The organism is Pectobacterium aquaticum (genome assembly GCF_003382565.3).
GTDB classification, from domain to species: domain Bacteria; phylum Pseudomonadota; class Gammaproteobacteria; order Enterobacterales; family Enterobacteriaceae; genus Pectobacterium; species Pectobacterium aquaticum.
On the sequence record NZ_CP086253.1, the window covers coordinates 3,207,475 to 3,230,883 of the forward strand.

A 23,409-nucleotide genomic window follows, 5' to 3' on the forward strand; every position below is an offset into this window, starting at 1 on the left:
AACAAAATACTGTTTATCCCCTATTTTCCGAGGTTTTACGCAGGTGGATAAAACCATTCCACTGAATACATGAGAAAGTCGCGGGAAATTACAGCCTATAACATCAGGAAAAAATAATAATTATGCATGTTTATCAATACCCATCGTGAGAAATCATCATTAAATCTATGCTAGACTAAATTTTACTGGATAAAACTGATTTTTTTATAAAATACCACTTTTATCCAAGCAACATTTCGCTATATGCAATAGATTTTATCTATACTCGGAATCATTGGCGTTGCAGTCAAACAGCAAACGAACGAATCCCCATACACTTTTCGGTACATAATAAAAGTCATAAGGGTACGTAAGTGCTGCTAACCACGCAGTAACGTCAAAGCAAGAAGGGTAAATCCGCTCAATGACGTTTCACCTATGGCACAAGGAGTTGGGATGCATGCTGCAACACCGCTAATTTCTACTATCGCTGGGGGGCTGGTTCTTGCCTTCATCCTTGGTATTCTGGCACACCGCCTGCGTATCTCCCCCCTTGTTGGGTACCTTGCAGCAGGCGTTCTTGTCGGTCCTTTTACACCCGGCTTCGTTGCCGATGCTTCATTGGCATCAGAACTCGCTGAACTTGGCGTAATCCTGCTGATGTTTGGCGTTGGCCTGCACTTCTCGCTGAAAGATCTCATGGCGGTAAAGTCCATCGCCATTCCCGGTGCGATAGCCCAGATTGCCGTGGCAACGCTACTTGGAATGGGGTTATCCACCATGCTGGGTTGGAGCTTGGCGAGCGGCCTAGTTTTTGGCCTCAGCCTGTCCACCGCCAGTACCGTGGTTCTGCTACGCGCGTTGGAAGAAAGACAGTTGATTGATAGTCAGCGTGGTCAAATTGCCATCGGTTGGCTGATTGTGGAAGATCTGGCAATGGTCCTTACGCTGGTTCTGCTACCGGCCTTCGGCGACATGATCGGCGCTGAGCATGCCGACACCAGAAAACTGCTGACCGATTTGGCCTGGACCATCGGTAAAGTGATTGCGTTTATTACCCTGATGATTGTCGTCGGTCGCCGTCTGGTGCCGTGGGTATTGGCAAAAAGTGCCAGCACTGGCTCACGTGAGCTTTTCACGCTGGCAGTGTTAGCCATGGCACTGGGTATCGCCTTTGGCGCGGTGAAGCTGTTTGATGTCTCCTTTGCACTGGGCGCCTTCTTCGCTGGTGTGGTATTGAACGAATCTGAACTCAGCCAGCGTGCGGCGCACGACACGCTGCCGCTGCGTGATGCCTTCGCCGTACTGTTCTTCGTTTCCGTCGGTATGCTGTTTGATCCGATGATCCTGCTGAACGACCCCATTTCCGTGCTGATCACGCTGGCCATTATCGTGTTCGGTAAGTCAGCCGCCGCTTTCGTGCTGGTTCGACTCTTTGGTCACTCCAAGCGGACAGCACTAACGATTTCCGCCAGTCTGGCGCAGATCGGTGAATTTGCCTTTATTTTGGCCGGACTCGGTATTGTGCTGGGGCTGCTGTCCGAAGAAGGACGGAATCTGGTACTGGCCGGTGCCATTCTCTCCATCATGATAAACCCGCTGCTGTTTACGCTGCTTGAGCGCTATCTGGCGAAGCATGAAACCATCGAAGAGCAGATCGTGGAAGAAGCGATTGAGGAAGAGAAACAGATTCCTGTCGATATGTGCAACCACGCATTGCTGGTCGGCTATGGTCGCGTTGGTAGCCTGATTGGCGCCAAGCTGCATCAGGCCGGAATACCTATCGTCGTCATTGAGAATTCGCGTACACGGGTTGATGCACTGCGCGAGCAGGGAATTAAAGCCGTATTGGGCAACGCCACCAAGCCTGAAATCATGGATATTGCGCGTCTGGACTGCGCCCGTTGGTTATTACTGACGATTCCGAACGGCTATGAAGCGGGAGAAGTCGTCGCGGCAGCTCGTGAGAAGCGTGCAGACCTAGAAATTATTGCCCGCGCGCACTATGACGATGAAGTCAGCTACATTATCGAGCACGGTGCCAACGAGGTGGTGATGGGGGAACGGGAAATCGCCAATAGCATGATCACTATGTTGAAGCTGGATGACATTCCACCCGCACCTCAGGCGTGCCCTATCTAAATGGCTACACGTTAGAGACAAAAATGGCGAGCCTATTTGGCCCGCCATTTTTTTACGCTGTGCGATATCGATATGCCTGCAAACGTCGCCAGACAAAAAACCGTCTTTCCCTACTCTGCTTTACTCACTAGCTGTTCCAGCAGATCGATGTGCAGCGGATCGTCATTGAGCGCAGGAATATAGTGAAATGCCTCTCCGCCTGCGTGCAGGAAAATTTCACGGTTCTGTTCCTGAATCTCCTCCAACGTTTCCAGACAGTCAGCGGAAAAACCGGGGCACATAATCTGAATGTGCTTGATTCCCTGCGCGGGTAGCCCCTGCATGGTTTCATCCGTATATGGCGTCAGCCAAGGTTCACGGCCAAAACGTGACTGGAAGGTCATCATTATTTTGCCTTCCGGCAGCCCCAGCGCAGCAATCAGCGCCTCTGTGGTCGCCCGACAACGTTGTGGATAGTCATCCCCTTCGTTGGCATAACGTACTGGGATGCCATGATAGGAGATCACTAATCTGTCCGGTTCACCGTGTTCAGCAAAAGACTGCTCGACACGGTGCTTCAACGCCGCAATATAAGCAGGATGTTCGGCGTAATCACGGATAAAACGAATCGCAGGCAGTTGACGATTATCACGCAACTGCGCCGCTAACCCATCCCACACGGCTGCGGTTGTTGAACAGGAATATTGCGGATACATCGGCAAGACCACCAGTTGCGTGACACCCTGCACCAGTAACTTATCCAGCGCCGAACGTAGGCTGGGTGAACCATAGCTCATCCCCAGTTCCACAGGCGTTTCCGGCATGCGCGCGGCCAGTGCCTGCTGCTGTCGGCGGCTAATCACCAACAGCGGCGATCCCTCTTCCATCCAGACCGACTGATAGAGCTTCGCCACTCGCGGTGAGCGGATTGGCAGGATGATACCGCGCAGCAGTGGCCACCATAGCAGGCGCGGCGTATCGACTACGCGTCGGTCGCTTAGAAACTCCGCCAGATAGCGCCTCACCGCCTGCGGCGTCGGGGCATCGGGTGTCCCTAAGTTCACCATCAGCACGCCGTATTTCTCTTGTTTCATCGCCGTCTTCCTTTTATGGAGAAGCAGGCTTTCTCTCAGCCCGCCCGTGCGTAACATCAAATGCCTATTGTAGCGAAAAAAAGCTAAACAAATACGGATAGATAGCAGGGGTAACGCCGATGCTATCAATAGAGGAAACAAAGTAAATGAGGATCTCAGATCGAAAAAATGCCAGATGGTCGTCTGGCATTCAGATAGCGGAGTATGATTCGCTTAGTTAGAAAAATTAGCCCAGAATGGTTTCCAGTTCTGCGCGAACTTCTTCCACTTTACGCGTGCCTTCCACTTTGAAATAGCGCGTGTTACCCGCGTCAGCTTCTTTCTGATAGTAAGAAACCAGTGGTGCCGTTTGCTGATGGTACTCAACCAGACGCTTACGCACGGTATCTTCCTGATCGTCCTTACGAATGCTCAGCTCTTCGCCCGTCACGTCGTCTTTGCCTTCAACTTTAGGCGGATTGAATTTTACATGATAGACACGACCGGACGCCGCATGAACGCGACGGCCAATGATACGATCGATGATCAGTTCGTCAGGAACGGCAAATTCGATAACGTAATCCACATTGATGCCTGCATCTTTCATCGCATCAGCTTGTGGAATGGTGCGTGGGAAGCCATCCAGCAGAAAACCGTTACGGCAATCCTCCTGGGCGATGCGCTCTTTAACCAGAGCAATGACCAGTTCATCAGTGACCAGTTTACCTGCGTCCATGATTTCTTTAGCCTGCTTGCCCAATTCAGTACCCGCTTTTACCGCTGCACGCAGCATGTCACCCGTGGAAATCTGCGGAATACCGTATTTCTCCATGATGAATTGAGCCTGAGTACCTTTGCCTGCGCCCGGAGCGCCCAGCAGAATAATACGCATCGCGTAAATCCCCTTGCTATGTAATATTTATAAAATAAATTTGAAAAACGCTAAACCATACCATTCCAGACGCTTATGCTCAAGGAACGGGCTCGCTTCAGCAACGCGCAGGCAGATGAAAAAAGCAAGATACCTAAAAATACGGTTTGCCGTCTGCCCAATGTTGCCATTCAGTGTAGACGAAGAAACGCCCAATAACGGAAGGAAACGTAAAATCGGGGGGAAGACCCCAGTTAACACCGGGGTCTGGAGGATATCACTATCAGGCACTTAACAGCTGATTCATACGGCGGATGAACAGGTTCGGATCGTCCAGCGTACCGCGTTCGGCCAGCAGAGCCTGATCCAGCAGCAGCTCGACCCACTCGCCAAACTCCGCTTCATCAGAAACGTCAGCCGCACGTTTAATAAGCGCATGCTCCGGATTCAGTTCAAAAATGTACTTCACTTCCGGTGCTTGCTGGCCCGCTGCGGCGAACAGTTTCGCCATCTGCGTGCTCATCTCGTCCGCATCCGTTACGACAATCGCAGGCGTATCGGTCAAACGGTAGGTGAAACGCACATCTTTAACGCGCTCGCCCAGCAGGGTTTTCACACGCTCAACAAACGGCTCCAGCGCTTTTTGTGCTTCTTTCTGCGCATCGTTTTCTTCATCAGCCAGTTTATCCAGCGTATCATCCGCTTTGCTGACTGACTGGAAGGATTTACCGTCGAACTCGGTCAGGTAGCTCATCATCCACTCGTCAATACGCTCGGACAACAGCAATACCTCAATACCTTTCTTACGGAACAGCTCCAGGTGCGGGCTGCTCTTCGCCGCCGCATAGCTGTCTGCGGTGATGTAATAGATCTTGTCCTGACCTTCCACCATCCGGCTAACGTAATCTTCCAGCGATACCGTCTGTGCGGAGCTGTCGGATTGCGTGGTAGCAAAGCGCAGCAGTTTCGCGATCGCTTCGCGGTTGCTACCGTCTTCCGCTGGGCCTTCTTTCAGCACCAGACCAAACTGTTGCCAGAACGTCTGGTATTTTTCCGCGTCGTCTTTCGCCAGTTTATCCAGCATTTGCAGCACACGTTTAGTCAGAGCATTACGCAAATTCTGCGTCACGCGGCTGTCCTGCAAAATCTCACGGGAAACGTTCAACGGCAGATCGTTGGAATCAATCAGGCCACGAACAAAACGCAGGTAGTTCGGCATGAACTGCTCAGCGTCATCCATAATAAAGACGCGCTGAACGTACAGTTTCAAGCCGTGTTTATGATCGCGGTTCCACATATCCCACGGTGCACGCGCAGGGATGTAAAGCAGGCTGGTATATTCCTGCTTACCTTCCACACGGTTGTGGCTCCAGCTCAGCGGATCGGTAAAGTCGTGGGAGATATGTTTATAAAACTCATTGTACTCTTCATCGCTGACTTCTGATTTGCTGCGCGTCCACAGGGCCTGTGCCTTGTTAATTTTTTCCCAGCTAACGGTGGACTCACCGCCTTCTTCTTCGCTTTCCGTCTGGGCTTCAATTTCTACTGGCAACGCGATATGGTCGGAATATTTGCTGATGACGGAACGCACACGCCAGTCATCCAGGAACTCGTCTTCACCTTCGCGCAGATGCAGAGTAATTTCCGTACCGCGATCGTCTTTGGTGATGTCAGCGATGGTGTAGTCACCTTCGCCGGCAGATTCCCAGTACACGCCCTGATCGGCATTCGCACCCGCGGCACGGGTACGCACAGTCACTTTATCCGCCACGATGAAGGCGGAGTAGAAACCCACGCCGAACTGGCCAATCAGTTGGCTATCTTTAACCTGATCGGAACCCATAGATTCCAGAAAAGCCTTGGTGCCGGATTTCGCAATCGTACCCAGATTATCAATGACTTCGTCACGGCTCATGCCGATACCGTTGTCAGAAATCGTCAGCGTACGTTTTTCTTTATCCGTAGACACCCGCACGCGCAGGTCGCCATCGCCCGCATACAGTTCTGGTGCGGACAGCGCACGAAAACGTAATTTGTCTGCCGCATCGGAGGCGTTGGAGATCAATTCACGCAGAAAAATTTCTTTGTTGGAATAGAGCGAATGGATCATCAAATGCAGGAGTTGCTTAACTTCGGACTGGAACCCGCGAGTTTCTTGGCCTTTCATACTCATTGTTGCTTACCTCAATCCTAATATTATTCAGGCTGATTAAACTGACGATAAGTAGCAAATGGGGATAAACCAAGCTGATTTCAAGGGGTAAATTTCAGCGAAAAAAGAAAACGGTGAGAGGAAAGAGGAAAACAAGACTGCGGCTGCCAGATAATCCTACTGGCAGCCGACAGATTAAAACCGGAAGGGCTGACGACCTGCAAGCGAATGGGAAAGAGTGGTGCCATCGACCATTTCCAGCTCACCGCCAACGGGAACACCGTGTGCAATGCGGCTGGCCATCACGCCGTGCTGTGCGCACAGTTCAGCGATATAGTTTGCCGTCGCATCGCCTTCTACCGTCGGGTTAGTCGCCAGAATCACTTCGCTTATCGATTCCACCTGCAGGCGCTCTTCCAACCGCCCCAAACCGATATCGTCCGGGCCAATGCCATCCAGCGGCGACAAATGCCCCATCAGTACAAAGTACCGACCAGCAAACTGCCCCGTCTGTTCAATGGCATGAATATCAGCCGGGCTTTCTACCACGCAAATCTGCCCATTTTGCTGACGGCGCGGGTTCGAGCAAATCGCACAAACGTCCTGCTCGGTGAATGTCCGACAATCGCTACAGTGACCGATTTCGGACATCGCCCGCGTCAACGCCTGCGCCAGACGCATACCGCCACTGCGGTTACGTTGCAGCAGTTGAAACGCCATGCGCTGCGCCGACTTGGGCCCAACGCCTGGCAGACAACGCAGCGCTTCCACCAGTGATTCAAGAAGCGGACTGGTCTGCATCAGAACGGCATCTTGAAGCCCGGCGGCAGTTGCATACCGCTGGAAACCGACGCCATTTTCTCTTTTTGCGTTTCAGCAATACGACGAGCGGCATCGTTGAACGCCGCAGCGATCAGGTCTTCCAGCATCTCTTTGTCGTCTTCCATTAGGCTTGGATCGATCTCAACACGGCGGCAGTTATGCGCACCGTTGATCGTGATTTTCACCAGACCTGCACCCGATTCGCCCGTGACTTCCAGATTCGCCACTTCTTCCTGCATCTGCTGCATTTTTTCCTGCATCTGCTGGGCTTGCTTCATCAGGTTGCCAATTCCACCTTTACCAAACATAGTTTTCTCTCTATCACGTCGGGCTGCACACTCGCAGCGGTTAAACAGGGCGGATACTTTCTTCGTCCAGTTCCGCATCAAAGAAACGCCGCAGCGTTTGAATCGTTGTATCGGCCAAAATTGACTGACGCGCCTGCGCCAGCTTTTCTTCATAGATAGCCTGACGCCACTCTAGCGGCGTCCGCACCGCCGGATTGTCGTCTTCAGTAATCAGTAATTCTACAGGATGCCCGTAGTGAGCCGTCAATGCGTCCAACAGCGTCTTTTGCGCCGCAGGCGAATTAAGATGCCGCTGGGATGAACGCAGATGCAGATGGATCTTACCTGCTTCTTCGCTCTCTTTAAACGCATTAAGTGCCAGCTGTTGTACCAGCTTTGGCAACGTCAGACGATGGATTTCCGCCGCCCATGCATCCCGCTCCAGTGACTCTTCCGCTAGCCGTGCCGCAAGTTCAGGTGTTTTTTCGTGCTCTAATGCTGAACGCAACGCTTTTGGCGTCGCTACATCGGCCTTCTCTTCTTCGACTTTATTCTGCGCCCGCCAACGATACGCTTCCGGCTTTTTGGGCTCGGAGGGAGACGTTTTCGCATTTTGCCGTTGAATGCTACGCTCAGTCACCGAAGCCAATCGCTCTAGCGCTGAGGTTGCCGGCCGCGTGTTGTCAGACGCTGCCGGATCAGCCTTTTTTGGTGGCGTACTCCCCTGTTTTCGCAGGAGCTGGCTGCGAGCCTGTAATAGCTGAGACGTTGCATCAGGCAGTTCGCTATCACCATATTGATCCGCAGAACCCGTTGAAGCGGGCATTTCCCCTAACGGCGGCGCATACGCAGAGGCATCCATCGGCGGTTCGGAAGAATAAGATGGCGGCTGCACGTTTTCATGCGGCTCACTGCTTGGCTGAATTGGCGCACGAACCGTCGCCGATGTCGTGGCAACAGGCTGCTGTGCAGGAGTCTGGAGAGAAGGCTGAATAATAGAAGGCGCACGCGCAGCCTGAGCAGGTGCGACGCTTACGGGTGCCACAGGTTCAGCAATAATCTGACTGGGGTGAAACGCCAATGCTCTCAGTAGCGTCATTTCAACGCCCATCCGACGATCGGGCGCAAAAGGCAACTCTTTGCGACCAATGAGCATCGTCTGGTAATAAAGCTGCACGTCCGTAGGCGGCAGCGCACGCGCTAACTCTCGCATACGCGCTTCAACTGCGGCGTAATCATCGCCCAGCGCCGCAGGCAGCAGTTGGACCATCGCAATGCGGTGCAACAGCGTCTGGGTTTCTACTAGCAGCGATTCCCAATCCACACCTCGTGCCGCGACCTGATCTAACAGCGACATGACCTGTGCCCCATCGCCTTTCGCCAGCGCCTCAATGAGTGCCAACGGCTGCTCATCGTCCAGCGTTCCCAGCATTTGGCTGACGGAAGCGGTCGTGACCTGCCCCTGTCCCATGGCAATGGCCTGATCGGTCAGACTCAGCGCATCACGCAAGCTCCCATCGGCAGCACGTGCTAGAAGCTGTAGCGCACGCGGCTCACTGACGAGATTTTCTGCCTGTAATACCTGCTCCAGATGCGCACGAATCTGTTCGACATCCAGCGCTTTGAGATGAAATTGCAGACAGCGCGACAGAATAGTCACCGGCAGTTTTTGCGGATCGGTAGTCGCCAGCAGAAATTTAACGTGCGGAGGCGGCTCTTCCAGCGTTTTCAGCAGCGCATTAAAGCTGTGGCGCGATAGCATGTGAACTTCGTCAATCAGGTACACCTTGAATCGCCCCCGCGCAGGAGCGTACTGCACATTATCCAGCAGATCGCGCGTGTCCTCGACTTTAGTGCGAGACGCGGCATCGATTTCGATCAAATCGACAAAACGGCCCTGCTCGATTTCACGGCAGTTGTCACACTGACCACAGGGCGTTGCCGTCACGCCCTGTTCGCAATTCAGCCCTTTTGCCAACAAACGGGCAATCGACGTCTTCCCGACACCGCGGGTGCCGGAAAACAAATAAGCGTGATGGATTCTGCCTAGGGAAAGGCCGTTAGCCAACGCGGTCAGGACATGCTCCTGACCGACAACATGGGAAAAGGTTTGGGGACGCCACTTACGGGCAAGAACCTGATAGCTCATCAATACCGCAACAGTCGAGTTATTGAGGCGATCATGCTAACACAGCCACGCCGCTATCGGCGAGACTGTTATGATTAATGTCCGGGGAAGTCGACCAGGCTATAGCAGGTGATACCCATCTCGGTCAGGCGCTGCTCGCCACCCAGATCGAACAAATTGATGATAAACGCAGCATCATTGACCGAACCACCCAGACGACGGATCAATTTCACCGTGGCCTCAAGCGTACCGCCAGTTGCCAACAGATCGTCGATCACCAGCACATTGTCGCCAGCGGAGATCGCATCTGCATGAATTTCCAGCGTATCTGAACCGTATTCCAGTTCATAGCTTTCACCGATAGTCGGACGTGGTAGCTTGCCAGGTTTACGCACGGGAACAAAACCTACGCCCAGCGCCAACGCAACAGGTGCGCCAAACAGGAAACCACGCGCTTCAGTACCGACAACCTTCGTCACACCGGTGTTACGGTAATGGTTTGCCAGCATCTCAATACTGGCTGCATAGGCCACAGGATCTTCCAGCAGGCTAGTGACATCACGGAACAGTATGCCCGGCTTCGGATAATCGGGGATGCTTTTGATACTGTTTTTAATTAACTCTGCCTGCTTCGCTGTTACGGTCATCATAGTTGTGCCTGATAAAACGTTCTGAACATACCAATGCCGGTCACCACAAGGCTTTCATCATCGCATGAGGTGATGAAGAGGCATTATGACAAAGAGGAAAATGGCGACCCGCGCACGAAAACGGTCAAATTTAGTCAAAGTGACGGGTAAATGCAACTATCCGCACTCTGGGTGCGTATTTTTTGTATTCCCGTCACAGAGGCCGCCGCTTACGCTATCTTTTCGGATCTGCGCCCTGCGTTTGTTGTTCTGGATCAACCACGGGTAAACGAAGCATGAAGGTCAGCAAAATAACCAAAATGACCAACAACAAAATCCTGACCCATACCAACTTAACCAGCCAGAGCGACAATGCGAACGTTAATAGAATCATGGTTACAGCCTTCCATTTTGCCCCAGGCGGCAGCGCCCGATGTTGCTGCCAATGACGCAGATAGCTGCCAAACCAGGAACGGTACAGTAGCCAGTCATGGAAACGCGGGGACGAGCGGGCAAAGCACCAGGCGGCCAGTAGCAAGAAAGGCGTTGTTGGTAATAAAGGTAACACGACGCCCAACGTTGCCAGCACAACGGAAACCCACCCCAATATCATCAGCAACACGCGATACATATTCACCTTTATACTTTGTTCACTACTACTATGTGTTATCTACTCAATATGCTTTGTCTACGACAATATCCATCACACTTTATCACCACCTTGCCCGATGAATTAGTTAAGATATCCTCATGCAGTGTATTCAGGCGACACAGACTCACTGTGCCGATCTACCACGCGCCGACTCGCTGAATCATCAGCCTGACCGTAAGGGAAAAAAGTGAACACGCACCGATTGCTGCAAGCACTTGAACAACAAATTAACACGCTAGCGAAAGCACTTGAGCCGCTGGCGGATAAAGCTGTGCCGCAATCACGCTTTGATCGTCAGCTTTTTAGCAGCTATGGCACTCGGCTACGTGATTATCGCGCCGAAGTTGAACAAAACCTGCACGTAATAAAGCAATTAGTCGCAGAGCAACGCACCGAACGTGTAGCGTTTCTGGCTGAAAAATTGGTCAGCCAGATAGCCGCATTGCAGCGTGAGCTGGCAACGCAACCATTGCGCAGGCAAGAGCAACGTGCAGCACCAGAGCAGGAAGATATGTATCACAAGCTGGCGGAACATCAGGATTATGAACGCCGTCTGCTTTCTATGATTCAGGATAGAGAAAGCCTGCTCATCACTCAGACGCTCTTCAGCGAGCAACAGCGGCTGCAAAAAGAGCTGGCAGCGCTGGAAGGACGGCTGTCACGCTGCCGTCAGGCGCTATCGCGACTGGAGCGGAAGATAGAACGCCGAGAGCAAGAACCATAGCACGGCGGATTCACCAAGAAAAAAGAGGAACGGGTTCATGTCACTTGAAAATGCCCCACCCGAGGTCAAGCTGGCGGTCGATTTGATTATGTTGCTAGAAGAAAACCAGATCGAACCGCGTATCGCGCTTGCCGCCTTGGAGATTGTACGGACCGATTTTGAAAAGAAGCGTTCACAAGAAGACGGTGACGCTAAATACTCTGCCTAAGGCAAAAATAACTCAGCACGTAAAGGCAACTTGTGTTAGCACCGTCGATCAACAGCTTATTCAGCGGGTTTACGTAGCGCCGGACTAAAATGCAACATATCGATAAAGGCATCCACCAGCGCAGGGGCTTCCTGATCGAGATCGAAACTTTCCGGCATAAATAGCCAGTTTTCCATCACGCCAGAAAAATAAGCACGCAACGCAATCGCCGCACGACGGGGATAAATGTCCGTCGGCAACATCCCCACTCGAATGCACTTAATCAGGTTTTCTTCAATATCAACATAACAGGAGAGATAGAGCTCTTTGCGCGCATTGTACGATTGCAACATTTCACCGACAAACTCACATTTGTGAAAAACGATTTCCATAATGGAGCGCCAATGTGTATCACTAACGGTTAAACGCAGCATATAAATCAATAATTCACGCATCACGCGGAGTGGATTATCAGGGAATTTTGTCTGATACTCTATTTCAAACTCGCTGATTTTTGACTCTGACAACGCCCAAATCTCATCAAAGATTTCGGCTTTGTTCTTAAAATGCCAATAAATAGCACCCCGAGTCACACCAGCAGCAGTCGCAATGTCAGACAATGAAGTTGCGGACACTCCATGTTCAGAGAAGACTCTTAACGCAGTATCCAGTATATGTTGTCGAGTTTCCTGGGCCTGTTTTTTGGTTTTTCGTGCCATGATAATTTGGATTTTCGTGCCATATCGCTGTATTTGAAGGAAAGCGTGATTTACATACATTCGAGAATGTATGTAACATAGCATGAACATAAGACTATAGCAGCAATGGGTTTTTAAGCTTGTGATCCATTGGTCAATTTCAAATCGGACACTTGAGGTTTATCTATGAACAAAAACAGAGGGCTAACGCCTCTGGCGGCAGTTCTGATGCTTTCTGGCGGCTTAATACTCGCAGGATGTAATGACAGCAACAATCAGCAGGGCGGCGCACAGCGGCAGATGCCTGAAGTGGGTATTGTGACGTTGAAAACGGAAGCGCTGAATGTCATGACCGAGCTGCCGGGCCGCACAAGTGCTTACCGCATTGCTGAGGTTCGCCCACAGGTTGGCGGGATTATCCTCAAACGCAATTTTGTTGAAGGGTCTGACGTCAAAGCTGGCGCATCGCTGTATCAGATCGATCCTGCGACATATCAGGCAAACTACAACAGCGCCAAGGGTTCACTCGCTCAGACTCAGGCTCAGGCAGAAATTGCCCGTCTGACCGTTAATCGCTATAAACCGCTGCTAGGCACCAACTACGTCAGCAAGCAGGATTACGATCAGGCTGTTGCCACCTCTCGTCAAGCTGATGCTGCGGTTCAGGCAGCTAAAGCGGCGGTTGACACCGCGCAAATCAATCTGGCTTACACCAAAGTCAATTCGCCAATCGAAGGCCGTGTAGGTAAATCAACGGTAACGGAAGGCGCATTAGTGGCAACCGGGCAAGCAACGGCATTAACGACCGTCCAACAGCTTGATCCGATCTATGTTGACGTCACGCAGTCCAGCAATGATTTTCTACAACTGAAGAAAGAGCTGGAAAACGGCACGCTGAAACAAAGTGAAGGCAAAGCAAATGTCCGCCTGCTTTTGGAAAACGGTACTGAATATACTGAGGCAGGTACATTAGAATTCTCTGATGTTACGGTAGACGAAACCACCGGTTCCATCACACTGCGCGCTATTTTCCCGAACCCACAGCACAACCTCCTTCCCGGAATGTTTGTACGAGCGCGTCTCGATTCCGGCGTGAACCCAACAGCCTTGTTAGTTCCTCAGCAAGGTGTTACCCGCGATCCACGTGGTCAAGCCACGGCGATGGTGGTTGGTGAAGGCGATAAAGTCGAGCCTCGCACGCTTAAAACCAGTAAGGCAGTTGGTGACAAATGGTTGGTTACCGAAGGCTTGAAAGCGGGCGATCGCGTTATCGTCACCGGACTGCAAAGAATTAGGCCCGGTGCGCAGGTGAAAACGAAAGAAGTCGCTCCAGAAAATCAGCAGGCGCCGCAAGCGTCAGCAGAACCCGCGAAGTCTTAAGACGTTCTAACAGGAGCCGGTATAATTCATGGCTAAGTTTTTTATAGATCGACCCATTTTTGCATGGGTGCTCGCCATCATGGTGATGCTGACGGGATTGCTGGCAATAGTTAAATTACCTATTGCTCAGTATCCAACGATCGCTCCACCTGCGATTGAAATAACAGCAAATTATCCAGGGGCCGATGCATCAACGCTGCAAGATTCCGTGACGCAGGTTATCGAACAGAATATGAACGGTATCGATAACCTGATGTACATGTCATCAAGCAGTGACTCTTCTGGTACGGTACAGATTACGCTGACCTTTGACGCAGGTACCAATCCGGATATCGCACAGGTCCAGGTGCAGAACAAACTGCAACTGGCTATGCCACTGCTGCCGCAGGAAGTACAGCAGCAAGGGGTTAACGTTCAGAAATCAAGCAGCAGCTTCCTCATGGTCGCCGCCTTCATCAGTGAAGACGGTAAAATGTCACAGGAAGATATCGCTGACTACGTGGCTGCTAACGTTAAAGATCCCATCAGCCGTACGTCTGGCGTCGGTGACGCACAGCTGTTTGGTGCACAGTACGCCATGCGTATCTGGCTCGATCCGAACAAACTGAACAACTATCAGTTAACCTCAGGTGATGTCACTGCAGCGATCAGAGTCCAAAACAACCAGATCGCGGCAGGACAACTGGGGGGATCGCCACCTGTTCCCGGCCAGCAGTTGAACGCGTCGATCATTGCTCAAACCCGACTGAATTCAGCAGAAGAATTCTCTAAAATCCTGCTGAAGGTTAACGCTGACGGCTCTCAGGTTCGTCTTAAAGATGTTGCCCGCGTTGAGTTGGGCGCAGAAAGCTATGACACGATTGCACGTTACAATGGTCAGCCCGCTGCTGGTATCGGTATTAAGCTGGCGACAGGCGCGAATGCGCTGGATACCGCAACTGCCGTAAAAAATTCACTAACAAAACTGGAAGAGTACTTCCCTTCTGGCATGAAAGTGGTTTACCCGTATGATACAACGCCCTTCGTTAAGATCTCGATCAACGAAGTCGTGAAAACGCTGGTGGAAGCCATCGTACTGGTATTCCTGGTTATGTATCTGTTCTTGCAGAACTTCCGTGCCACGCTGATCCCAACCATCGCGGTACCCGTCGTCTTGCTGGGGACGTTTGCTATCCTCTCCGCGTTTGGTTATTCCATTAACACTTTGACGATGTTCGCTATGGTCCTCGCCATCGGGCTTCTGGTGGATGACGCCATCGTCGTCGTGGAAAACGTTGAACGTGTCATGGCGGAAGAAGGTCTGCCGCCTAAAGAAGCGACAAAACGTTCCATGGAGCAGATCCAAGGTGCGTTAGTCGGTATTGCGCTGGTACTGTCCGCAGTATTCGTCCCGATGGCGTTTACTGGTGGCTCCACAGGGGCAATCTATCGCCAGTTCTCCATCACTATCGTTTCTGCGATGGTGCTGTCGGTTCTGGTCGCATTAATTTTGACACCTGCTCTCTGCGCAACGCTGCTAAAACCGATTGCCAAAGGCGATCACGGTGAGAAGAAAGGCTTCTTCGGCTGGTTCAACAGACTGTTCGAGAAAAGCACCAATCACTACACCGATAGCGTGGCAAATATCCTGCGCAGCACGGGTCGCTACCTGGTCATCTATCTGCTGATTGTTGTAGGTCTGGCACTGTTGTTCTTACGTTTGCCGACGTCTTTCCTGCCAGACGAAGATCAGGGGGTTCTCCTGAACATCGTTCAACTGCCTTCAGGTGCGACGCAAGAAAACACACAGCAAATTATGGACAGAATGACGAACTACTATCTCGATAATGAGAAAAGTAACGTCAAGTCTGTGTTTACCGTGACGGGCTTCGGATTCTCTGGCCGTGGGCAGAACGTCGGTCTGGCTTTCGCTAGTCTAAATGACTGGAGTGAACGAAGCGGTACAGAAAATAAAGTTCTGGCGATTGCAGCAAGGGCAAACGCGGCCTTTAGCCAGTATAAAGAAGCGATGGTTTTCGCAGTCAACCTTCCTGCGATTATCGAACTGGGTACCGCAACAGGTTTCGACTTCCAGTTGATTGACCAAGCTAACCTTGGGCATGCAAAACTGACAGAAGCACGTAACCAACTGCTAGGCATGGCAGCACAACACCCTGACACACTGGTACAAGTTCGTCCTAACGGGATGGAAGATACGCCACAGTTCCGTCTTGATATCGATCAGGAAAAAGCTCAGGCACTTGGCGTGTCACTATCAGATATCAGCTCAACGTTGGCAACCACGTTAGGTGGTTCTTATGTGAATGACTTTATCGATCGTGGTCGTGTGAAAAAAGTGTATGTCCAGGCCGATGCACCTTTCCGTATGCTGCCAGATGACATTAAAAGCTGGTACATCCGGGGTAACAACGGACAAATGGTGCCATTCTCCGCATTCACCCAGAGCCACTGGGAACACGGATCACCGCGTCTGGAACGTTATAACGGTCAACCATCCATGCAGATACAGGGCGAAGCGGCTCCAGGTAAGAGTACCGGTGAAGCCATGGCGTTAATGGAAGATTTCGTTACTAAATTACCGCAGGGTATCGGATACGAATGGACGGGTATGTCCTATCAAGAGCGGTTATCAGGCAACCAGGCACCGGCAATCTATGCCATTTCATTGATTGTCGTGTTCTTATGTCTGGCGGCACTTTATGAAAGCTGGTCAATTCCGTTCTCCGTTATGCTGGTGGTTCCATTGGGGATTATCGGTGCGTTGATTGCAGCAAATATGACAGGTCTTGAAAACGACGTTTACTTTAAGGTAGGCCTGCTAACAACCATTGGGCTATCCGCGAAGAACGCCATATTGATTGTCGAATTTGCTAAAGATCTGATGGAAAAAGAAGGGAAAGGACTGATTGAAGCAACACTCGATGCCGTTCGTATGCGTTTGCGTCCAATCCTGATGACATCACTAGCCTTTATCCTCGGTGTCATGCCGTTGGTTATCAGTAGTGGTGCAGGTTCAGGTGCACAGAACGCCGTTGGTACTGGCGTAATGGGCGGGATGGTTACCGCAACCGTGCTGGCTATCTTCTTCGTTCCTGTATTCTTTGTTGTTGTCCGCCGTCGCTTCGGCAAGAAAGTGGACGACACAATAGCGCACTAAGATTGGATCTCTTCCGATATACTCGAAAAGGCCGCCTCCTAGCGGCCTTTTTTACATCCCTGCACCTTCCACGACTAATCCGAGCTAAGCAGCACTATGCGCTGTTTAGCTCGGATTAGTCGTATCTATAGCGGCTTAGAGAATGTTGACGTCTGCCGCAACATAATGGTTGATCCTGATGTCAAAAAAGCGCAACATAACAGATATGTTATAACATAACAAATTGGAGTAACTATGAAAGCAGGTATTCATCCTGACTATCGCATGGTGGTGTTTCATGACACCAGCGCGGATGTCTATTACAGGACGGGGTCAACCATTAAAACCGAGCGAACCATTGAGCTTGAGGGTACTCATTACCCTTACGTCCCCATTGACGTTTCTTCGGCATCGCATCCCTATTACACTGGGAAGCAAAAAGAATATGCCAAAGAAGGCAGCACAGCGCGCTTCCAGCAGCGCTTTGGCAACTTCTTCAAGTAATCAGAGAGGGCTATTAGATGCAGGTGCTTAGTTCGCTACGTTCAGCAAAAAATCGTCATAAAGATTGTATTGTGGTCCGCCGTCGCGGGCGAGTTTACGTTATATGCAAATCCAACCCGCGCTTTAAAGCCGTGCAAGGCGGGAAAAAGAAAAAAGGTTAATCTTCCTCACTCCCATCCCGATACAGTCAGTGTTATGCCGCTAACAAGACTGTACGGGATGATTCGCATGAAAAAACCACAGAAACAATAAGATAACGGAGTATCAATCCCCCTATCCGTTGAGTAATCTCTTCGTATTCCGTCTGCCATTTCTCATATTTTCAGATAGAAATAATTAAATAATCAGCAGCCGAGTTTATTCTATGCTCATTGTTACAACAAAAATAATGAGGATTAATCAAAATAAAGGGCAGTGAAAACCTTACCTATCATCCGCGAAGTTTACGAACACCTTTGCTATAATCATATATAGAATGACGTAACCGGAACCAGCATGGTATAGCTATACTTAAGGTTAATTCATGAGATGTTGGTATTTACGCCAGTGCGATTTCGCGACATAGTAGATACTATGAGGTGAGATAAGCACTGTTTTCTCATTCATTACAGAACCAATCACAATGGTTCAACGCCCTGTCTGTAACAACATGAATACGAAGCAACGTTAACGTTTTATCTTGTAAGCTTCATCAGTCTACCTGTTTACCAGGTGTTAACCGCAGTAACACTGAATAACGGCTTAACGGAGGGATTGATATGGATGAGTACACACCAAAATATTATGATATTGCCCAACTCAGATTCTTATGTGAAAATCTGTGTGACGAAAGCATAGCAACGTTAGGCGATAGCAGTCACGGCTGGGTCAATGATCCAACATCTGCGATCAATATCCAATTAAATGAACTTATTGAGCATATCGCTACGTTTATTCTCACATTTAAAATAAAATACCCTAACGAAAGTGAGCTTTCAGAGCAGGTTGAAAAGTATTTGGATGATACTTACGTCTTGTTTAGCAACTATGGAATTAATGATGCTGAACTGCGACGTTGGCAGAAGTCCAAAGCAAAATTATTCGGAATGTTCTCAGGGGAGAACATCTGTATGCCTGCTAAAACTTAAGCAATAATTTATTTAAATTTTTTAACCACCAGGTACTGCTTGCATAGGCCATTATGAAAAAAATCGACTATTTGATGCGTTTGCGCAAATGCACAACTATTGACACTCTCGAACGTGTTATTGAAAAAAACAAGTATGAACTCTCCAATGATGAACTGGAGATGTTCTTTTCCGCAGCCGATCATCGTCTGGCAGAACTGACGATGAACAAACTCTACGACAAAGTCCCTACAGCAGTATGGCGATACGTTCGTTAATTACTAACGAAACGCATACAAAAACTGACATTAAACACACTGCGCCGATAATATTATCGGCCTTTGTTTTTATTATCTTTTTAACGTATTAATTGCGTAAAACTTGTAACAAATTGTATTCTTTATATTAAGTAAAAATGAATTATTCCTCACATCCCATACTTATTTCCTCAGCACTCATCGCTTATAACAATCGCATCAATCGTATCCACGCATAGTATATCCCGTGATGAAAATAGAGGATGTAATAATTACCGCAATGATTACTCGCTAAGTAAAGATGCACAGTAATGCTCTCTAAGAAGCAGCGATCGGAAAATGACACCGATCGAGCAAAGAATGGCGGTTCAGCATTTATGTATGCCAGCAACCGGGCTTATGGCAGAGAATGTCGTTTATGTGCAGGAGATGAAGACCAGTCTGGCGATGAAGCGGCTAACGAGGGCACAAATTGGTGGAGGCCCTGCCAGCTACATCCCGGCACACACGTCTCCTGCTGCGGCTGCTTCCTTCCGGACCTGACCGAATCCACAGGTTAGTGTTGCGGGAGAACCGACAGGGCCTCCATTGACGACTTTATAACAGCTTGCATATGATAACCGCAACGTGTCACAAAGCGGTTGGCATTATCGGCGATGAGATAGGCAATTGCAAGCTAACCCACGCTAACCGTTGTTTTCTTACCCACCTCACTATGCCACTATGATGCTCAATCGGTTTAGGAACAGCAGGAACATCCGCTGATGTCAGAAGAAAACGATAATTTCCGCCAGCGCGTTTTTCAAATCGTCGCGGCAATCCCTTACGGAAAAATAGCGACCTATGGCGACATCGCGCAGCTTGCTGACTCGCCCAGAGCATCGAGGCAAGTTGGCGGGGTATTAAAACGCCTGCCGAAAGACAGCAAACTCCCCTGGCATCGGGTAATCAATCGTAAAGGGGAAATATCGCTGGTCGGTGGAGACTATGTACGCCAGAAGTCAGCGCTACAGGCGGAAGGCATTATTTTCAATCGTCAGGGAAAAGTTGATCTTGCGAAATATCGCTGGCAATACGCGCCATAACGGCGCGTATCCAGATGAATTACCAGACTGGCTGCGGAGCCACAGATGACGAAGCAGGTTGCCCCTGAAGCATATGAGGAGTCTGATTCGCCGGATTAGACATCATTGATCCCTGATTTTTCGCCGGTAAGGGAACAGAGGCGACAGGGACCAGCACCAAATCGGCGTTATTCACCCCGTTGCTAATAACCGGCAAGACGTTTTCCGTCACCATCACGATGCGATTATCGATCGCAACCGCTGCGCTGAGTAAAATACGTGCATTGGGCTGGATATCAGTTGGGTTATACGGTAGCTCGAATTGGAAAGGTGCCTGCTTTCCTTCTGTACGCGTCACACGCTGGGTAATCACTTTTGAAGGCGCATCCGCCAGCGATGCATCAGACACGGTAACGGTCAAAACGGCGTTGTGAGGTAGCGCAATGCGCTGACGAATATTCACCGTACCCGTTACCACAGGCATTGCGACAGCCGGACGCTGTGAGGAAACACTGGTGACAGGTGCGCCTGTCTGAGGAGAAACGCCATAATCACTCCTCTGTGCACATGCAGCCAGAGTCATCGATAACGTGATACCACCTAAGATATGCCATAATTTCATTCGGTCAGTCTCCTTTATTATTGTCAGACTACCGGTATCGAAAACCGGCATTCATAAATAGTATGATTCAACCAACACAATAATGATGGTGCAATATTCTGATATTTCCCTGAAATCCACATATTTATTGCAGTAAAATCTACAAAATTAGATTTTATATATTAAAAACAAACAAGTAACTAGCCATTCGCATCCATTGGGGCCGATACCATGAGTCAATCACTACAACATCTTCTCGACCTCCTGCATTTAGAGAAGCTCGAGGAAGGGCTATTTCGCGGACAAAGCGATGATTTGGGGCTGCGTCAGGTCTTTGGCGGGCAGGTTGTCGGCCAGGCCATGTCGGCCGCCAAACAGACTGTCCCTGTCGAGCGCAACATTCATTCATTCCACAGCTACTTTTTGCTACCCGGCGATAGCCAGAAACCGATTATTTATGACGTTGAAAACCTACGCGACGGCAACAGCTTCAGCGCCAGACGCGTTAGAGCTATCCAGAATGGTCGCCCTATTTTTTATATGACCGCCTCATTCCAAAGTCATGAAGAAGGGTTTGAGCACCAAAATGTGATGCCAAACGTCGCACCGCCTGAGGATCTGAAATCTGAGCAGGAAATCGCACAAGGCATGCAGCACCTTCTGCCGCCCCGCTTTCGCGATAAATTTATTCAGGCCAGCCCGATTGAGATGCGCCCAGTTAAATTCCATAACCCACTAAAAGGCGAAGTGGACGAGCCAGTGCGACACGTCTGGTGCCGTGCCAGCAGCCCGCTACCGGACGATAAACGTATTCACCAATATCTGCTCGGCTATACGTCTGACTGCAATTTCCTACTCACCGCCTTGCAGCCTCACGGCGTTGGCTTTTTGGAACCGGGTATGCAAGTCGCCACAATCGATCACTCTATGTGGTTCCATCGTGATTTCCGGCTGGATGACTGGCTGTTATATACCGTAGAAAGCACGTCTGCATCCGGTGCCCGTGGTTTCGTTCGTGGGCAATTCTATACCCGGGAAGGCGTGCTGGTTGCATCCAGCGTGCAGGAAGGCGTCATACGTCGCCGCCAGCCGTAAAACCTGCGGCAGCCTCGTAACGTAAAAGACTACCGCCGAAAGAGGTGGTTTAAAGCTGACAATAGTTTAAAGCTGACAATAGTTTAAAGCTGACAATAGTTTAAAGCTGATAATAAAACAGGCGTGGAGTTTCCCCACGCCTGCTTACTGTACTCACACGATTTTACTGATTAATTTACGCGATCTTATTGGTTGTAAGCACTCTCGCCGTGGCTGTTGACGTCCAGACCTTCGCGCTCTTGATCTTCAGGTACACGCAGACCAACAACCATATCCGCGATCTTGAAGGCGACAAATGCCACCACGCCAGACCACACCAGACAAATAATCACGCTGAAAAGTTGTACCCAAACTTGGTGTGCCATCGTCACGCCTTCCGCATAGCCAGTACCACCCAGTGATGCTGAGGTAAATACGCCAGTCAGGATACAGCCAACGATACCGCACACGCCGTGAACACCGAACACATCGCACGGGTCATCCACACGCAGCCATCTTTTCAGTACCGTCACGCCCCACAGACCTGCAACGCCACCGGCCAGACCGATGATCAGTGCACCGCCGACGCCAACCGTACCCGCTGCAGGCGTGATTGCCACCAGACCAGCGATACAACCAGAGCATGCGCCCAGAAGAGAAGGTTTACCACGTACCATCCACTCACCGCCAACCCATGCTAGAATTGCAGCAGCAGTCGCGACAACGGTGTTCAGGAAAGCCAGAGCGGCGATACCGTTCGCAGCACCGGCAGAACCGGCATTGAAACCAAACCAGCCGATGTACAGAATCGCCGTACCGATAAATACCATTGGCAGGTTATGCGGTTTGAAGGCTTCTTTGCCAAAACCAGCACGTTTACCCAGCAGGTAAGCCCCCACCAACCCAGCAACCGCGGCGTTGATGTGAACCACCGTACCACCAGCGAAGTCCAGCGCACCATCCGCAGCCAGATAGCCACCGCCCCATACCATGTGCGTCATCGGCAAATAGGAGAACGTCAGCCACAGCGCAACGAAGATCAGCACCGCAGAGAAACGAATACGCTCAGCAATCGCCCCGACAATCAGCGCGACGGTGATGCAGGCAAAGGAAGCCTGATAGGCCACATGTACAAATTGATAATAGGTGCCGCTGATGGACTCAATCCCGATGCCTTTCAGCATAAAGGTGCTGAAACCACCGAAGAAAGCATTCCCTTCACTGAACGCCAGGCTATATCCGTAAACCACCCACAGGATACAAACCATCGCGAACGTTACGCTCACCTGTGTCATCATGGACAGAACGTTCTTAGAACGAATCAGGCCGCCGTAAAACAGTGCAATGCCGGGTATAGTCATAAAGAGTACCAGCGCGGTACAAATCATAATAAAAGCGTTATCCGCTTTATCAATCGTCGGTGTCGCAGCCATTGCCCAAGACGGGAGTAATGCCGCCACACCGAGACCTAATGAAGAGAGTCGTTTTTTCATTTTCATGCATCCCTATTTACGTATCTACGCTAGGTTTTGTTAAAGTGCAGCTTCGTCAGTTTCACCCGTACGAATACGGATAACTCTTTGCAACTCGGCGACAAAAATTTTGCCGTCACCAATTTTCCCGGTATACGCGGCTTTGCTGATGACATCGATCACTTCATCCAGTTGATCGTCTGCAATTGCGATATCAATTTTTACCTTGGGTAAAAAGTTAACGCTGTACTCCGCGCCGCGATATAGCTCCGCGTGCCCTTTCTGACGACCAAATCCTTTCACCTCAGTGACGGTGAGTCCCTGGATGCCAACAGAAGATAACGCTTCACGTACATCTTCCAGCTTGAATGGTTTTATCACCACAGTAACCAGTTTCATTTATCTTCCCCCTAGCCATTACGTTCAGGCTTTCGCCCGTCACTTGTTCGATTACATGCTCTATGAAGTCGGTCTACGTCATGACTAAAGCAA

The 23,409-nt window shown here is 50.3% G+C and carries 23 protein-coding genes and 1 other RNA gene; 11 read left to right on the top strand and 13 right to left on the bottom strand.

Annotated elements, in window-relative coordinates:
- The first annotated feature begins 435 nt into the window (after positions 1–435).
- Positions 436–2,121 carry a YbaL family putative K(+) efflux transporter gene (gene ybaL, locus DMB82_RS14895; protein ID WP_116163812.1) on the top strand — a complete coding sequence of 562 codons (1,686 nt, stop codon included), beginning with the start codon at positions 436–438 and terminating at the stop codon, positions 2,119–2,121.
- A gap of 110 nt (positions 2,122–2,231) precedes the next feature.
- On the opposite strand, the gene hemH is transcribed toward ybaL, so the two are convergent.
- The 8 genes from hemH to DMB82_RS14935 form a co-directional block, all read right to left on the bottom strand.
- Entirely contained in the window at positions 2,232–3,194 is a 963-nt protein-coding gene (gene hemH / locus DMB82_RS14900; RefSeq protein WP_116155838.1) for a ferrochelatase, read from the bottom strand.
- 226 nt (positions 3,195–3,420) lie between these two features.
- On the bottom strand, positions 3,421–4,065 hold the full coding sequence (adk, locus tag DMB82_RS14905; RefSeq protein WP_039487885.1) for an adenylate kinase: 645 nt from the start codon (positions 4,063–4,065) through the stop codon (positions 3,421–3,423).
- A 262-nt stretch (positions 4,066–4,327) separates the two neighbouring features.
- A complete protein-coding gene (gene htpG / locus DMB82_RS14910) occupies positions 4,328–6,211 on the bottom strand; it encodes a molecular chaperone HtpG (protein WP_180774649.1) in 1,884 nt (627 codons plus the stop codon).
- 180 nt (positions 6,212–6,391) lie between these two features.
- Positions 6,392–6,997, bottom strand: coding sequence for a recombination mediator RecR (recR, locus tag DMB82_RS14915; RefSeq protein ID WP_102116749.1), 606 nt, complete (start codon positions 6,995–6,997; stop codon positions 6,392–6,394).
- A complete protein-coding gene (locus DMB82_RS14920; protein ID WP_005976112.1) occupies positions 6,997–7,326 on the bottom strand; it encodes a YbaB/EbfC family nucleoid-associated protein in 330 nt (109 codons plus the stop codon). The genes recR and DMB82_RS14920 overlap by 1 nt, the downstream gene beginning before the upstream one ends.
- A gap of 40 nt (positions 7,327–7,366) precedes the next feature.
- Positions 7,367–9,454, bottom strand: a complete 2,088-nt coding sequence (gene dnaX / locus DMB82_RS14925; protein WP_102116750.1) for a DNA polymerase III subunit gamma/tau — start codon at positions 9,452–9,454, stop codon at positions 7,367–7,369.
- 74 nt (positions 9,455–9,528) lie between these two features.
- Positions 9,529–10,080, bottom strand: coding sequence for an adenine phosphoribosyltransferase (gene apt / locus DMB82_RS14930; RefSeq protein WP_116155878.1), 552 nt, complete (start codon positions 10,078–10,080; stop codon positions 9,529–9,531).
- A 217-nt stretch (positions 10,081–10,297) separates the two neighbouring features.
- Positions 10,298–10,693: a DUF454 family protein gene (locus tag DMB82_RS14935; protein ID WP_102116751.1), complete on the bottom strand. Its 396-nt coding sequence runs from the start codon at positions 10,691–10,693 to the stop codon at positions 10,298–10,300.
- A 208-nt stretch (positions 10,694–10,901) separates the two neighbouring features.
- Between DMB82_RS14935 and priC the strand changes: the two genes are divergently transcribed.
- Complete coding sequence (gene priC, locus DMB82_RS14940; RefSeq protein ID WP_102116752.1) at positions 10,902–11,438, top strand: primosomal replication protein PriC; 537 nt, start codon at positions 10,902–10,904, stop codon at positions 11,436–11,438.
- Between the two features lie 37 nt (positions 11,439–11,475).
- Positions 11,476–11,646, top strand: coding sequence for a pleiotropic regulatory protein RsmS (rsmS, locus tag DMB82_RS14945; RefSeq protein WP_102116753.1), 171 nt, complete (start codon positions 11,476–11,478; stop codon positions 11,644–11,646).
- A gap of 56 nt (positions 11,647–11,702) precedes the next feature.
- Here rsmS and acrR read toward each other — a convergent pair whose 3' ends face one another.
- A complete protein-coding gene (gene acrR, locus DMB82_RS14950; protein ID WP_102116754.1) occupies positions 11,703–12,344 on the bottom strand; it encodes a multidrug efflux transporter transcriptional repressor AcrR in 642 nt (213 codons plus the stop codon).
- A 165-nt stretch (positions 12,345–12,509) separates the two neighbouring features.
- On the opposite strand from acrR, the gene DMB82_RS14955 reads away from it, so the two are divergent.
- From DMB82_RS14955 to DMB82_RS14980, 6 genes are all read left to right on the top strand, one after another.
- Positions 12,510–13,703, top strand: coding sequence for an efflux RND transporter periplasmic adaptor subunit (locus DMB82_RS14955; RefSeq protein ID WP_102116755.1), 1,194 nt, complete (start codon positions 12,510–12,512; stop codon positions 13,701–13,703).
- A 28-nt stretch (positions 13,704–13,731) separates the two neighbouring features.
- Entirely contained in the window at positions 13,732–16,860 is a 3,129-nt protein-coding gene (locus DMB82_RS14960) for an efflux RND transporter permease subunit (protein ID WP_102116756.1), read from the top strand.
- A 234-nt stretch (positions 16,861–17,094) separates the two neighbouring features.
- Positions 17,095–17,343, top strand: a complete 249-nt coding sequence (locus tag DMB82_RS14965) for a type B 50S ribosomal protein L31 (RefSeq protein WP_102116757.1) — start codon at positions 17,095–17,097, stop codon at positions 17,341–17,343.
- 17 nt (positions 17,344–17,360) lie between these two features.
- Positions 17,361–17,504, top strand: coding sequence for a type B 50S ribosomal protein L36 (gene ykgO / locus DMB82_RS14970; protein WP_005976091.1), 144 nt, complete (start codon positions 17,361–17,363; stop codon positions 17,502–17,504).
- A gap of 597 nt (positions 17,505–18,101) precedes the next feature.
- Positions 18,102–18,470 (top strand): Hha toxicity modulator TomB, encoded by a 369-nt coding sequence (gene tomB, locus DMB82_RS14975; protein ID WP_102116758.1) that lies wholly within the window; start codon positions 18,102–18,104, stop codon positions 18,468–18,470.
- A 53-nt stretch (positions 18,471–18,523) separates the two neighbouring features.
- The gene (locus DMB82_RS14980; RefSeq protein WP_005976087.1) at positions 18,524–18,727 is read left to right on the top strand and encodes an HHA domain-containing protein; all 204 of its coding nucleotides are present in this window, start codon (positions 18,524–18,526) and stop codon (positions 18,725–18,727) included.
- A 461-nt stretch (positions 18,728–19,188) separates the two neighbouring features.
- On the opposite strand, the gene ffs is transcribed toward DMB82_RS14980, so the two are convergent.
- Positions 19,189–19,285: signal recognition particle sRNA small type (gene ffs / locus DMB82_RS14985), an RNA gene on the bottom strand.
- Positions 19,286–19,470: 185 nt separating this feature from the next.
- Between ffs and DMB82_RS14990 the strand changes: the two genes are divergently transcribed.
- Complete coding sequence (locus DMB82_RS14990; RefSeq protein ID WP_010282239.1) at positions 19,471–19,791, top strand: MGMT family protein; 321 nt, start codon at positions 19,471–19,473, stop codon at positions 19,789–19,791.
- A 19-nt stretch (positions 19,792–19,810) separates the two neighbouring features.
- On the opposite strand, the gene DMB82_RS14995 is transcribed toward DMB82_RS14990, so the two are convergent.
- A complete protein-coding gene (locus DMB82_RS14995; RefSeq protein ID WP_116155836.1) occupies positions 19,811–20,392 on the bottom strand; it encodes a YbaY family lipoprotein in 582 nt (193 codons plus the stop codon).
- 210 nt (positions 20,393–20,602) lie between these two features.
- Between DMB82_RS14995 and tesB the strand changes: the two genes are divergently transcribed.
- Entirely contained in the window at positions 20,603–21,466 is an 864-nt protein-coding gene (tesB, locus tag DMB82_RS15000; protein WP_102116760.1) for an acyl-CoA thioesterase II, read from the top strand.
- 185 nt (positions 21,467–21,651) lie between these two features.
- On the opposite strand, the gene amtB is transcribed toward tesB, so the two are convergent.
- A complete protein-coding gene (gene amtB, locus DMB82_RS15005) occupies positions 21,652–22,938 on the bottom strand; it encodes an ammonium transporter AmtB (protein ID WP_167469165.1) in 1,287 nt (428 codons plus the stop codon).
- 39 nt (positions 22,939–22,977) lie between these two features.
- Positions 22,978–23,316 carry a P-II family nitrogen regulator gene (glnK, locus tag DMB82_RS15010; RefSeq protein WP_002208627.1) on the bottom strand — a complete coding sequence of 113 codons (339 nt, stop codon included), beginning with the start codon at positions 23,314–23,316 and terminating at the stop codon, positions 22,978–22,980.
- Between the last annotated feature and the right edge of the window lie 93 nt (positions 23,317–23,409).

What these genes read in the sequence shown, in the direction of transcription:
- ybaL (WP_116163812.1), top strand. Translation starts at nt 436, where the DNA reads ATGCATGCTGCAACACCGCTAATTTCTACTATCGCTGGGGGGCTGGTT.
- hemH (WP_116155838.1), bottom strand. Translation starts at nt 3,194, where the DNA reads ATGAAACAAGAGAAATACGGCGTGCTGATGGTGAACTTAGGGACACCC.
- adk (WP_039487885.1), bottom strand. Translation starts at nt 4,065, where the DNA reads ATGCGTATTATTCTGCTGGGCGCTCCGGGCGCAGGCAAAGGTACTCAG.
- htpG (WP_180774649.1), bottom strand. Translation starts at nt 6,211, where the DNA reads ATGAAAGGCCAAGAAACTCGCGGGTTCCAGTCCGAAGTTAAGCAACTC.
- recR (WP_102116749.1), bottom strand. Translation starts at nt 6,997, where the DNA reads ATGCAGACCAGTCCGCTTCTTGAATCACTGGTGGAAGCGCTGCGTTGT.
- DMB82_RS14920 (WP_005976112.1), bottom strand. Translation starts at nt 7,326, where the DNA reads ATGTTTGGTAAAGGTGGAATTGGCAACCTGATGAAGCAAGCCCAGCAG.
- dnaX (WP_102116750.1), bottom strand. Translation starts at nt 9,454, where the DNA reads ATGAGCTATCAGGTTCTTGCCCGTAAGTGGCGTCCCCAAACCTTTTCC.
- apt (WP_116155878.1), bottom strand. Translation starts at nt 10,080, where the DNA reads ATGACCGTAACAGCGAAGCAGGCAGAGTTAATTAAAAACAGTATCAAA.
- DMB82_RS14935 (WP_102116751.1), bottom strand. Translation starts at nt 10,693, where the DNA reads ATGTATCGCGTGTTGCTGATGATATTGGGGTGGGTTTCCGTTGTGCTG.
- rsmS (WP_102116753.1), top strand. Translation starts at nt 11,476, where the DNA reads ATGTCACTTGAAAATGCCCCACCCGAGGTCAAGCTGGCGGTCGATTTG.
- acrR (WP_102116754.1), bottom strand. Translation starts at nt 12,344, where the DNA reads ATGGCACGAAAAACCAAAAAACAGGCCCAGGAAACTCGACAACATATA.
- DMB82_RS14955 (WP_102116755.1), top strand. Translation starts at nt 12,510, where the DNA reads ATGAACAAAAACAGAGGGCTAACGCCTCTGGCGGCAGTTCTGATGCTT.
- DMB82_RS14960 (WP_102116756.1), top strand. Translation starts at nt 13,732, where the DNA reads ATGGCTAAGTTTTTTATAGATCGACCCATTTTTGCATGGGTGCTCGCC.
- DMB82_RS14965 (WP_102116757.1), top strand. Translation starts at nt 17,095, where the DNA reads ATGAAAGCAGGTATTCATCCTGACTATCGCATGGTGGTGTTTCATGAC.
- ykgO (WP_005976091.1), top strand. Translation starts at nt 17,361, where the DNA reads ATGCAGGTGCTTAGTTCGCTACGTTCAGCAAAAAATCGTCATAAAGAT.
- tomB (WP_102116758.1), top strand. Translation starts at nt 18,102, where the DNA reads ATGGATGAGTACACACCAAAATATTATGATATTGCCCAACTCAGATTC.
- DMB82_RS14980 (WP_005976087.1), top strand. Translation starts at nt 18,524, where the DNA reads ATGAAAAAAATCGACTATTTGATGCGTTTGCGCAAATGCACAACTATT.
- DMB82_RS14990 (WP_010282239.1), top strand. Translation starts at nt 19,471, where the DNA reads ATGTCAGAAGAAAACGATAATTTCCGCCAGCGCGTTTTTCAAATCGTC.
- DMB82_RS14995 (WP_116155836.1), bottom strand. Translation starts at nt 20,392, where the DNA reads ATGAAATTATGGCATATCTTAGGTGGTATCACGTTATCGATGACTCTG.
- tesB (WP_102116760.1), top strand. Translation starts at nt 20,603, where the DNA reads ATGAGTCAATCACTACAACATCTTCTCGACCTCCTGCATTTAGAGAAG.
- amtB (WP_167469165.1), bottom strand. Translation starts at nt 22,938, where the DNA reads ATGAAAAAACGACTCTCTTCATTAGGTCTCGGTGTGGCGGCATTACTC.
- glnK (WP_002208627.1), bottom strand. Translation starts at nt 23,316, where the DNA reads ATGAAACTGGTTACTGTGGTGATAAAACCATTCAAGCTGGAAGATGTA.